Annotated in this window: 10 protein-coding genes; 5 read left to right on the forward strand and 5 right to left on the reverse strand. The window is 67.8% G+C overall.

Annotated elements, in window-relative coordinates; genetic code table 11:
• Positions 1 to 10: 10 nt before the first annotated feature.
• Both ACFVJS_RS21385 and ACFVJS_RS21390 read right to left on the reverse strand, forming a co-directional pair.
• Entirely contained in the window at positions 11 to 2356 is a 2346-nt protein-coding gene (locus ACFVJS_RS21385; protein WP_378884590.1) for a hypothetical protein, read from the reverse strand.
• Between the two features lie 231 nt (positions 2357 to 2587).
• Positions 2588 to 4156 (reverse strand): sulfatase, encoded by a 1569-nt coding sequence (locus tag ACFVJS_RS21390; RefSeq protein WP_378884593.1) that lies wholly within the window; start codon positions 4154 to 4156, stop codon positions 2588 to 2590.
• A gap of 104 nt (positions 4157 to 4260) precedes the next feature.
• Here ACFVJS_RS21390 and ACFVJS_RS21395 point away from each other — a divergent pair, with 104 nt between their 5' ends.
• The 4 genes from ACFVJS_RS21395 to ACFVJS_RS21410 all read left to right on the forward strand — a co-directional run bounded on the left by ACFVJS_RS21395 (position 4261) and on the right by ACFVJS_RS21410 (position 8997).
• On the forward strand, positions 4261 to 5364 hold the full coding sequence (locus tag ACFVJS_RS21395) for a glycosyltransferase (RefSeq protein WP_378884596.1): 1104 nt from the start codon (positions 4261 to 4263) through the stop codon (positions 5362 to 5364).
• 108 nt (positions 5365 to 5472) lie between these two features.
• On the forward strand, positions 5473 to 6192 hold the full coding sequence (locus ACFVJS_RS21400) for a succinate dehydrogenase cytochrome b subunit (protein WP_378884599.1): 720 nt from the start codon (positions 5473 to 5475) through the stop codon (positions 6190 to 6192).
• Positions 6193 to 6205: 13 nt separating this feature from the next.
• A complete protein-coding gene (locus ACFVJS_RS21405; protein WP_378884601.1) occupies positions 6206 to 8260 on the forward strand; it encodes a fumarate reductase/succinate dehydrogenase flavoprotein subunit in 2055 nt (684 codons plus the stop codon).
• Positions 8257 to 8997 carry a succinate dehydrogenase/fumarate reductase iron-sulfur subunit gene (locus tag ACFVJS_RS21410; RefSeq protein WP_165111806.1) on the forward strand — a complete coding sequence of 247 codons (741 nt, stop codon included), beginning with the start codon at positions 8257 to 8259 and terminating at the stop codon, positions 8995 to 8997. The genes ACFVJS_RS21405 and ACFVJS_RS21410 overlap by 4 nt, the downstream gene beginning before the upstream one ends.
• A gap of 115 nt (positions 8998 to 9112) precedes the next feature.
• On the opposite strand, the gene ACFVJS_RS21415 is transcribed toward ACFVJS_RS21410, so the two are convergent.
• Positions 9113 to 9529 carry an organic hydroperoxide resistance protein gene (locus ACFVJS_RS21415; RefSeq protein ID WP_378884604.1) on the reverse strand — a complete coding sequence of 139 codons (417 nt, stop codon included), beginning with the start codon at positions 9527 to 9529 and terminating at the stop codon, positions 9113 to 9115.
• A 48-nt stretch (positions 9530 to 9577) separates the two neighbouring features.
• Here ACFVJS_RS21415 and ACFVJS_RS21420 point away from each other — a divergent pair, with 48 nt between their 5' ends.
• Positions 9578 to 10039 (forward strand): MarR family winged helix-turn-helix transcriptional regulator, encoded by a 462-nt coding sequence (locus ACFVJS_RS21420; protein WP_378884607.1) that lies wholly within the window; start codon positions 9578 to 9580, stop codon positions 10037 to 10039.
• Between the two features lie 5 nt (positions 10040 to 10044).
• On the opposite strand, the gene ACFVJS_RS21425 is transcribed toward ACFVJS_RS21420, so the two are convergent.
• Positions 10045 to 10269 carry an SCO4848 family membrane protein gene (locus ACFVJS_RS21425; protein ID WP_378884610.1) on the reverse strand — a complete coding sequence of 75 codons (225 nt, stop codon included), beginning with the start codon at positions 10267 to 10269 and terminating at the stop codon, positions 10045 to 10047.
• A 126-nt stretch (positions 10270 to 10395) separates the two neighbouring features.
• Positions 10396 to 11451, reverse strand: coding sequence for a hypothetical protein (locus ACFVJS_RS21430; protein WP_378884613.1), 1056 nt, complete (start codon positions 11449 to 11451; stop codon positions 10396 to 10398).
• Positions 11452 to 11557: the final 106 nt, after the last annotated feature.

The following is an 11557-nucleotide window of genomic DNA, read 5'->3' on the forward strand; positions in this document are numbered from 1 at the left end:
CTCCCGCGGGTCAGGCGATCGGCTCGGTGTCGAGTCGAACGTGGTCGATGGCCCAGTACCAGTCGTTCATGGCGTTGAAGAGCCGGAAGTTGACCTTCATCGAGGTCGCGCCCGCCGGCACGTCGACCGGCAGGTTGACGGTCTTGTTGCCCTGGCTGAGGTCGGGGGTGTTGGCCGGTGTCCAGTGGACCAGCTGCACCTTCTGGCCGGTGTCGAACTCGACGGTGACCTCTGCCTCCTGCGGCTCCTCCTCGCGGTAGTGGTTGTCCCAGGCGAGGTAGACACGGGAGGTCCCGGCCGGGATCGGCGCGCTCGGTGTGCTGAGCGTCGAGTCGAAGCGACCACGGCTCTCCGGGTCGTTGACGTCGTCCCACTCGTCGGGGTCGGCGACAGCGACGACGTTGCGACCCAGCGTGAAGCCGCTGCGGTCCTGGTCGTCACCGTTCTGCCAGAACGCCTTGGTCATCAGCGACCAGCCGTTCATCTCCTTGGTGCCGGTGGGCATGTCCGGCGAGTTGGTGATCGTCCAGCCCGCGGGCGTCGTCTTGGTCCAGCCGAGGACGTTGGCGTTCGCCGGCATGTTGTGCTCGACCCCGGTCTGGAGGTGAGGCGCCACCGACTCGAAGTCCTGGTAGACGAGGTAGTCGGCCGGGTCGACCGGAGGCGGCGGCGGAGCGGTCTTGAAGCTGGTCGAGATCGACCCGCCCGCCTTGCCCCAGGTGTTGTACGGCGTGACCCGCACCTCGTACTCGGTGTCGCCCTCGAGGTTGCGGATGGCGTGACCGCGAGTGGCCGGCAGCGGCAGGATGTAGAAGCCCGACCACTGCTTGAAGTCGGCGACGGTCGCACCGGTCGCCTTCTCGACGACCTGGTAGCGGTACAGGTGCACGATGTCCTGGACGTCGTTGGCAGCCGGCTTCGCCTGCGGGAAGGACACCTGCACGGTGTCCTCCTTGATGTCGGACACGGTCACCGCCGAACCAGCGGGCCACTTCGGACCAGCGGTCCTGGCCGCACGCCGGTCGGTGTAGGGGAAGTTGCGCTGCGGGTTCTTGATCGCTTCCTCGACGTCCCACGTCCAGGTCTGGTCGATCCACTGGCCGGCCTGCAGGTCGTAGTTCTTGACCTTGACGACACTTCCGGCGACCTCGACGACCGCGGTCTGCGCATTGTCGCCCGCGTCGTTCGGCGTGGTGTCGTTGTCGACGCCGCTCTCCATCTCGAAGTACGCCAGCGGCGGGGCGTTCACGGTCGTGAAGCCGCCGTCCTGCCAGATCGAGGTGGAGATGTTGTTGGGCGTGTGGATGTGCCCACCCCAGACGACGGCCTGGGGGAAGTTGTCGAAGACCGACGTGAAGGTGTCGCCGCAGCCTTCGGAGAGGCCGGCGCCGTACCACTCGTTCGAGACGTAGTGCGTGCACTTGAGGGGGTGGTGCACGAGCACGAACACCGGACGGTCGGGGTGCTCGGCGGTCGCGGCGGCCATGCGAGTGTGGAGCCAGTCGCGCGCGTAGGCGTAGTTGCCGGTGCTGCGCTGGGTCGGCCGGCCGGTCTCCTCGTCGAGCTGTCCGGAGCCGGGCGAGACCGTGATGAAGTGGTAGCCGTTGATCACGTAGTCGGCGTTGGGGCGCTGGCCGCCGGTCGACTGGGTGAAGAGGTCGTAGCCGGTCATGCCCGAACCGATGTCGTGGTTGCCCAGCGCGGCGACGAGGGAGATGTCGTCCTTGCCGTCACCGTTCTCGTCGAGACGGCGGTCGAGCACCTCCTTCAGGCCGGCGTACTCGCCAGCGGTGGCGTCGTTGGTCAGGTCGCCGACGAACAGCGTCGCGTCGAGGTCCTGCGCATGGTAGAGGTCGAAGGCCTTGTCCAGGTCGCGCCACTCGTTGTGGATGTCGCCGATCGACCCGAAGGTCACCTGCGGCTGGTTGTCGTTGGCAGTGCGCCGCGCGGCCTCGGCGCGGGCCTTCTCGACCTCGGCGTCGTTCCCGGCGACGACGTCGAAGTCCTCGAAGTCGACGGTGCCGTTCTCGCCGACGGCCGAGTAGCTGATCCGGTAGTCACCAGGGGTCTGCGGGGTGAACTCGTAGACCGGCTCGCTCGCGGAGCCGGTCGGGGAGATCTCCGCGGTGACGCCGTCGGGCGAGGTCACCGACACGACGTAGTCACCGGTCCGGAAGGAGCTGCTCTCCTCGGTGGGAACGGGCTCCGGGATGCGGAAGGTCTCACCGACCGCGGCCTTGGGCCTGGGGGCGTCCTGCAGCCGCACCTGCTCGTCGACCAGCACGAAGGCCGGGCCGTCGGCCTCGGCGCGCTCCTGGGCGACGACGGTGCCGCCACCCGCGATCGCGACAGTCACGAGGGCGCCTGCGGCAAGCCGCGCACCCCCCGATCGTCTGATGGGAATCATCGGTCTCCTCGTCTCGGTCACGGTGCTCGGGCACCGGGAACTTGTCTGGACAAGTCCATCCGAACGAGGTGGCGCGTGATTGTCCGTCTGCAGCCCGAAACCACGGCAGACAGATGAAATATCCGTGACGCGATGCGGCAATCCGGGGCGGTTGCCACATCGGGCTCCAGCCAGGCGTGCTTAGAGGCCGGCGAGGTCGAGCGGCCGGTCGGCCGCGTACATCTCCCGAGGGCAGCTGTCGCCGGCGCAGTCGCGGTACTTCTCGGTCAGCTCGGCCAGCTGCGAGACCGTCTCGGCATGGGCCGGGTCCTCGGCGAGGTTGTTCATCTCGTAGGGGTCGGCGGTGCGGTCGTAGAGCTCGACGCCGCCGGTGGTCAGCTCGACGTAGGTCCACCGCCCCACGCGTACGCCGGACCAGAGCCGCGAGGTGCCGTCGGCGGTCGGCCACGCCTCGATCGGGACGACCCGGGTCTGCTCGGGCGCGCGCAGCCACGGCAGGATGTCGATGCCGTCGGGCTCGTGCGGGTTCTCGGCGCCGGCTGCCGAGAGGAGCGTCGTGGCGATGTCCGGGTTGGTGAGCGTGGTCGCGACCTCGCGGCCCTTCGGTACGCCAGGCCCGCTCATCAGCACGGGGATGCGCAGCGACTCCTCGTAGTACCAGAGCTTGCCGTTGAAGTTGTGGTAGCCGTTGGAGAAGCCGTTGTCGGAGGTGAAGACGACCAGGGTGCGTGCCAGCTCGCCGCTCTTCTTCAGCCCGCCGAGCAGGGAGGCGATGTTGCGGTCCAGGCTGCGCGCCGACTCGATCCGCCGCTGGTAGGAGAGCCGGTAGGCGTCCTTCTCGATCTGCGAGGGGTTCTTCCGCGAGGGCGACCCCTTGGGGAACTCCTTGCGCCTGTCCGGGAACAGGTTGGGTTGCGGCGGGATCGGCTTGTCCGCGTACGTGTCCCGGTCCTGCGCGTCCGGCACGGGTACGCCGATCGCGCCCTTGGTGCCCGGGAAGCGCTGCTTGGGATCGCCCTTCTCCGTCGGCCCGCCGATGTGCGGCGCCACGTAGTTGACCCACTGGAACCAGGGCTTCTTCTCGGCTCCGGGCTTCTTCCGTGCGTCCTTCAGCGCCGCCTGCGCCTGCTGGGTGATGACGGTCGTCGAGTAGCCCTTCGGCTTCACCACACGCCCGTTGACGTTGAACTTCGCGCCCAGATAGTTGTACGTCGACGGGTCGATGGTCGCGCGCCACTCGTCCCAGCCGGGAGGGATGTCGCGCTCGCTGCCCTCCTGGCCGTACTCGTTGAGGTACTTCCCGGTGAACAGCGTGGTGTAGCCCGCCTCCTGCAGCGAGGTGGCCACCGTCGCGGAGTCGTCGAAGGACGGGTAGCCACCCTCGGGACCGTGGATGGTGTGCGCACCGTGGTTGTGGGCGTACTGCCCCGAGAGCAGCGACGCCCGCGCCGGGACGCAGATCGGAGTCGGCGCGACCGCGTCGGTGAAGGTCACCCCGCTCTCGCCGACGAGCTTCTTCACGCTCGGCAGGTAGTCCATGTCGACGGTCGCGAGGTCGTCGACGGTGACCATCAGCAGGTTGGGCTTGTCGACCGGCATCTCGAAGGCCGGCGTCGACGTCGCCGCCGGGGCCGAGTCACGCTTGCCGGACGGCTGCTGGGTCGGCGCATGCCCACAACCCGACATCCCGACGACTCCAGCCACCGCGATCGCTGCCGAAAGCGTCCAGACCCGACTGGGTACCGCCACAGATTGTCCTCATCACGCTGGTCGTCTACTGGTCGTGCCGATGGTTCATCCCAGATCAACGCACATGTCGCGCTCTCGCCACCCCCGGGCAGGACGCTGGTCCTATGAAGATGGCGCTGGTCACCGAGAGCTTCTTTCCTACCATCGATGGTGTCACAACCACGGTGAAGGCCATCGCCGACCGCATGATCGAGTCGGGTCACGAGGTGCGCTTCATCGCGCCCGGGCCCGGACTCTCCGTCTACCGCAACAGCCGGGTCGTCCGGGTCTCGCCGATCGCCAAGACCGGCCGCCAGGTACGCAGCGCCCTGGAGTCCTTCCAGCCGGACGTCGTGATCAGCTTCGACCCGGGGCGCCTGGGCCGCAAGGCGCTGGCCTCCCCGACCGCCGCCGACGCGACCACGCTGGTCGTCCAGCAGTCCCCGATCACCCCCAAGGCGGCCCTCACGTGGAACGCCTCGATCGCGGCGTACGCGGATGAGATCTTTGTCACAAGCGAGTGGCTGCGTCGCGTGCTCGCCGCGATCGACGTCGCCGCCGAGGTGTGGGAGCCCGGGGTCGACACGGCCGCCTTCTCCCCCAGCTTGCGCGACAACTGGCTCCACGGCCGCTGGTCCAAGGCGAAGTCCCGACCCACCCCGCTGGTCGTGGTCGGTTACGCGGGCAACCTCGCCAAGAGCCATGGCGTACGCCGCCTCGCGGAGCTCACCGCCGTGCCCGGGATCCGCCTCGTCATCATCGGCGACGGACCCCAGCGCAGCTGGCTCAAGCAGCGCGTCCCGCAGGCCAAGCTGACGGGGCCGCTCGGCACCGGCGACCTGGCCATCGCACTGGCCTCGCTCGACGTGCTCGTCCACCCCGGCGAGGAGGAGGGATGCGGCCACATCCTGCGTGAGGCCGCGGCCAGCGCGGTGCCGGTGGTCGCCCCGCGTGCCGGCGCGGCCGCCGAGATCGTCCAGCACATGGAGACCGGCGTCCTCTACGACCCCGCCCGCAGCCGCGAGCTCGCCGACGCGGTCGCATCGGTCGTCTCCGACCCCCGGCGCCGCCTGCTCGGCGACCGCGGTCGCGAGCTCGCCGCGACCCGCCCCTGGACCGACGCCGTCGACGAGCTCTTGACCCGTCTGGTCACAATGAACGAGGCCCGGTCCTCACAATCTCACGCCGCCACACCCGAGGGTGCGGGACCTGCTGTTAGGCTTGCCTAACCCACACCTACGATACTCGCCAGTAACCCCGCCCGTCCTCGCAGAGACGACAATGTCACATACTCCCTGCCTGCAAGTTCGGGTATCAGGGGTAGTAGCGTGCGTGCCGTGGCAACCACGACTCTGATCAAAGGCGCGCGGTCGACGCGCTCGACGATCGCCCTGAAGCTCCTTATGGCGGCCAGCGGCATCGTCTTCATCCTGTTTGTGCTTCTGCACATGTACGGCAACCTCAAAGCGTTCAGCGGCGAGCTGGCCTTCAACGAGTATGCCGAGCACCTGCGTACGTTCGGGGAGCCGATGCTGCCGTACGGCGGCCTCCTCTGGATCATTCGCGTGGTGCTGCTGGTCTCGCTGGTGGCGCACGTCGGCGCGGCGGTGGCGCTCACGAAGCGCGCCCACTCGCAGCGCCCGGTGAAGTACGCGGTGAAGAAGAACAAGGCTTCGTCGCTCTCCTCGCGCACCATGCGCTGGGGCGGCGTGGCGCTGTTCCTCTTCGTCGTCTGGCACCTGCTCCAGTTCACCATCGTGAAGATCAACGTGGGTGCGGGCGGACAGACTCCTGAGGTCACCGAAAACCCCTACCAGCTGCTGATCAACGCCTTCCAGCCGGAGCAGTGGTGGATGGTGATCATCTACCTGCTCGCGATGCTCGCGCTCGCGTTCCACCTGCACCACGGCACCTTCAGCGCCATCCAGACGCTCGGGTTCACCAACACCGCTGAGTCGCGTGCCAGGGCCCGCGTCGCCGGCTGGGTCGTCGCGATCGTGGTCGCCGGCGGCTTCTCGCTGGTCCCCCTGTTCACCGTCTTCGGCGTCATCTCGTAAGGACATCTGACACATGGCTGCTGGAACCCACTACCTGCCCGGCCTCACCCCGACCAACGAGGCCCCGGTCCAGAAATCCGACGACGCCGCCGGCTACTACGTGCTCGGCGACAAGCTCGTCGACCCGAAGGCGCCGACCGGTCCGATCGCGGAGCGCTGGACGAACCGCAAGTTCGAGAACCGCCTGGTCAACCCGGCCAACCGCCGCAAGCTGTCGATCATCATCGTCGGCACCGGCCTGGCTGGTGGCGCCGCCGCCGCCACGCTCGGCGAGGCCGGCTACAACGTGAAGTCGTTCTGCTACCAGGACTCCCCGCGTCGCGCCCACTCGATCGCCGCCCAGGGCGGCATCAACGCCGCCAAGAACTACAAGGGCGATGGCGACTCGGCCTACCGACTCTTCTACGACACGGTCAAGGGCGGCGACTACCGCGCCCGCGAGTCCAACGTCTACCGCCTCGCCGAGGAGTCGGTGAACATCATCGACCAGTGCGTGGCACAGGGCGTCCCCTTCGCCCGCGAGTACGGCGGCCTGCTCGACAACCGCTCCTTCGGTGGCGTGCAGGTGTCGCGTACGTTCTACGCCCGCGGCCAGACGGGGCAGCAGCTCCTCATCGGCGCCTACCAGGCCATGGAGCGCCAGGTCGCGGCCGGCACGGTGGAGCAGTTCACGCGTCACGAGATGCTCGAGCTGATCGTCGCCGACGGCAAGGCCCGCGGCATCATCGCCCGTGACATGGTCACCGGCGAGATCGAGACCCACCTGGCCGACGTGGTCGTGCTCGCCACCGGCGGCTACGGCAACGTCTTCTACCTCTCGACCAACGCGATGGGCTCCAACGTCACCGCCACGTGGCGTGCGCACCGCAAGGGCGCCTACATGGCCAACCCCTGCTACACGCAGATCCACCCGACCTGCATCCCGGTGACCGGCGCCCACCAGTCGAAGCTGACCCTGATGTCGGAGTCGCTGCGTAACGACGGCCGCATCTGGGTGCCCAAGAACGCCGAGGACTGCGCCAAGGACCCGCGCGACATCCCGGAGGAGGACCGCGACTACTTCCTGGAGCGGATCTACCCGTCCTTCGGAAACCTGGTCCCCCGCGACATCGCCTCGCGCGCCGCGAAGTACATGTGCGACGAGGGTCGCGGTGTCGGTCCTGAGGTCGAGGAGACCCAGCCCGACGGCACCGTGAAGAAGTTCCGCCGCGGCGTCTACCTCGACCTGGGTGCCGCGATCGAGCGCCTCGGCAAGGACGCCATCGAGGAGAAGTACGACAACCTCCTCGACATGTACGAGCGCATCACCGGCGAGAACCCCTACGAGGTGCCGATGCGGATCTACCCCGCCGTGCACTACGTCATGGGCGGCCTGTGGGTCGACTACGAGCTGTCGACCAACATCCCGGGTCTGTACTGCACCGGCGAGGCCAACTTCTCCGACCACGGCGCGAACCGCCTCGGTGCCTCGGCGCTGATGCAGGGTCTGGCCGACGGCTACTTCGTGCTTCCCAACACGATCCGCGAATACCTCGCCGACGGGCCGTTCGAGCCCATCTCCGAGGACCACCCCGCGGTCGTCGAGGCGAAGCAGTCCGTCCAGGAGCGGATCGACAAGTTCATGTCGATCAACGGCACCCGCTCGGTCGAGTCCATCCACAAGGAGCTCGGCCTGATCATGTGGGAGTACTGCGGCATGGAGCGGACCGAGGAGGGCCTCAAGAAGGCCATCGGCCTGATCCGCGAGCTCAAGAAGGAGTTCTGGACCAACGTCAAGGTCCTCGGTTCGGCCGACTCCCTCAACCAGGACCTCGAGAAGGCCGGCCGCGTGGCCGACTTCATCGAGCTCGGTGAGCTCATGTGCATCGACGCGCTCAACCGGCGCGAGTCGTGCGGCGGCCACTTCCGGGCCGAGTCGCAGACCGAGGACGGCGAGGCGCTGCGCCACGACGACGAGTTCGCCTACGTCGCGGCCTGGGAGTTCGGCGGCGAGGACGGCGCCCCGATCCTCCACAAGGAGGACCTGATCTACACCGCCATCGAGATGAAGCAGAGGTCGTACAAGTGAAGCTCACCCTCAAGATCTGGCGGCAGGCCAACGCGTCCGAGAAGGGTGCGCTCAAGACGTACGAGCTGGACGGCGTCTCGCAGGACATGTCCTTCCTCGAGATGCTCGACCTGCTCAACGAGCAGCTCCTGCAGAACGACGAGGAGCCGGTCGCGTTCGACTCGGACTGTCGCGAGGGCATCTGCGGCATGTGTTCGCTGATGATCAACGGCGAGGCGCACGGCCCGGAGGTCACCACGACCTGCCAGCTGCACATGCGCTCGTTCAAGGACGGCGACACGATCACCATCGAGCCGTGGCGCGCCGCGTCGTTCCCGATCGTCAAGGACCTGATCGTCGACCGCTCCGCGTTCGACCGCATCATCCAGAACGGCGGCTACATCTCGGCCAACACCGGCTCGGCCCCCGAGGCCAACTCGGTGCCGGCTCCGCGCGACAAGGCCATGCGGGCGTTCAACACGGCCACCTGCATCGGCTGCGGCGCCTGCGTCGCCGCCTGCCCCAACGGCTCCGCGTCGCTGTTCCTCGGCGCGAAGATCACCCACCTCGGTGAGCTGCCGCAGGGTCAGCCGGAGCGCTACTCCCGCGTGCAGACCATGCTCGCCCAGCACGACGCCGAGGGCTTCGGCGGCTGCACCAACATCGGTGAGTGCGCCTCGGCCTGCCCCAAGGAGATCCCGCTCGACGTGATCTCCCAGCTCAACAAGGACCTGCGCAAGTCGCTGATCCTCGGCTGACCTCCGGGTTGCCAAAGGGCCGTCCTCCTCTCGGGAGGGCGGCCCTTCTGATTTTGCCGAGGCGGGGGTGTTCCTTCGGCAAGGCGGTGTCCTGAGCCTGGCTGGAGGAACCAGCTCAGGCGACGGTCAGCTTGACCTCGATGTTGCCGCGGGTGGCGTTGGAGTAGGGGCAGACCTGGTGGGCCTGCTCGGCGAGCTGCTGAGCGGTCGCGGCGTCGGCACCGGGGATGGTGACCTCGAGCTGCACGGCGAGGCCGAAGCCACCCTGGCCGTTCTCGCCGATGCTGACGTCGGCGACGACCTCGGAGTCGGTCATGTCGACCTTCGCCTTGCCGGCGACCAGCTTGAGCGCGGAGTGGAAACAGGCGGCGTAGCCGGCGGCGAAAAGCTGCTCGGGGTTGGTGGCACCGCCGGCGCCGCCCATCTCCTTGGGGATGCGGACGTCGGCGTCGATGAGGCCGTCGGAGGACTGGACGTGGCCGTTGCGGGCGTCTCCGGTGCTGACTGCGGTGGCTGTGTAGATCGGTGTCATGTGCACAACTATATTGTGCACAACTTAATCGCGCAAGGGAGTAGACTGATGGATGTGTCCGGACGTACCTATCCGCAGCTTGCGCTCGACCTGCAGCTCTGCTTCCCCTTGTACGCAGCGACCCGAGCCGTCACGAAGCGCTACGTGACGCTGCTCAGGGGAACAGGGCTGACCTATCCGCAGTATCTGGTGATGCTGGTGCTCTGGGAGGCCGACGAGCCGCTGACCGTGACCTCGCTCGGCCACCGCCTACGGCTCGACTCCGGCACCCTGACTCCCCTGCTCAAACGACTCGAGGCCGCCGGCCACATTCGTCGCGAACGCGACCCCGGCGACGAGCGACGGGTGCTGGTCAGCCTGACCGAGGCCGGCAGGGCCCTGGAGGAGCAGGTCTCCGGGGTGCCGCAACAGCTCGGTGAGTCCATGGGGATCACCCGTGACGAGGCGCTCGCGCTGCGCGACCAGCTCACCGAGCTGGTCGATCACCTCGACACGGCCGACTCCGCCTGAGCGACCTATCCCCTGGTCAGCAGCCGCTGCACGCCGAGCTTGATCAGCAGGCCACCGAGGAGGACGTCGACGACCACGAGCACCGTGTGGGCGACGTAATAGGGCTTGGGCCGGGTCTGCTCCGGGTCCTTGGCGGTCTTGACGAGGTTGCGGCCGAAGTTGGTCCAGATCGCGATCGTCCAGATCCCGATGACCAGGAGGAGCGCGCCGTCAGTCTTCTCGAGCTTCATGGGTACGACTCTCTCATCCGTGGGGGTCGGCGCGTTGACCGGCCGGGCGTGGGTAGTCCAGGGAGTTTCCGTCCATTACTGCCCGGTAGACCGACGGGAACTCCCTGGACTACCCCCGCGCCGGGCTCATGCCGACCGTCGCCGAAGGAACCGAGACCTCTGATCGGCCGTCAGTGCACGACGCTGCTCGACGGTCGTGGTCGGCGTCCACCACGCCGGCGGTGTGATGGTCCACTGCCGCGGACCGACTCTGTGCCGGGCGCGCCGCCTCGCATCGTGCGTACGCTGCAGGAAGTCCGAAGGGTCGCGGCGATCACCAGCGACCATGGTGACGCACTCGAGACCAAGGCGGCGAAAGTCTCCTTCACGCTTGATATCCCGAGATCGCTGTTTGCCGGCGAGATGGAGGGCGCCGTCGTACTCCCCCACTACTCCCGCGTCGAGGTCGAGCAGATCGGGCGTACCGACATGGTTGCCGGCCAGGTCGAAGACCGGCTGATTGCAGGCGATCCGGCCGACGCCGAGCTCGATCACCCAGGCCAGCCGCATCTCAGACTCCATCGGCGACCAGCTGTTCTCCACGACGTACGGAATGGCCTCGCGCAGCAGCGGGACTCCGGTCCAACCGTTGAGCGAGGCTGCATAGGCCGCGACCTCGACCTTCGAGACCAGATCGGTCGTCATCGCCATGTCGAGAGCGACCACGGCGCTGACCAGGTCCGGGGCATAGCGCGCCTCGAATGCAATCGAACGCGTGGGGTCGGTGCCGCGCACCCCGTCGAGCTCACGACAGTGGCGGAGCGCGAGACGCTCCTGCGTGATCACATAACCGGGCTGATCGTCTCGGCGGTGTTCATGGACCACGATCGGCACCGGCACCGGCCGGCCGGCGCGATCGGTGCCGTCGAACCAGTGAGCTCCCGACCAAGCGAATGTCGCCCACCCAGTGATGTAGCCGTCCGGCACCGCGGTCGCCGCCTCCAGCACTCGCTGCTGCACGTGGTCACCATCAACCCCAGCCGGTACGTAGAGCCCCCGGCTGCTCCTGCGCCATCCCCGGCCCCGCGCCTGCCGCTCGGTCGGTCCGGTCTCGCCTGAAGGGTCGACCCGCACCGGGCGCACCAGCTCCACACCCCGCCGCCATTGCGGCGAAGGCGTGAACTGCGGGCGCCGTCGAACCATGCCATGAGCGTGCGCCCGCTCGAGATGTTCTGCATCCCGATAACCCGGGCCTGTGGATAACTTCTGCTCGGCCGGGGTAGTCCAGGGAGTTTCCGTCGGTTACTCG

Origin of the sequence: Nocardioides sp. NPDC057772 (assembly GCF_042798075.1) — a bacterium.
In the GTDB taxonomy this organism is placed as follows: domain Bacteria; phylum Actinomycetota; class Actinomycetes; order Propionibacteriales; family Nocardioidaceae; genus Nocardioides.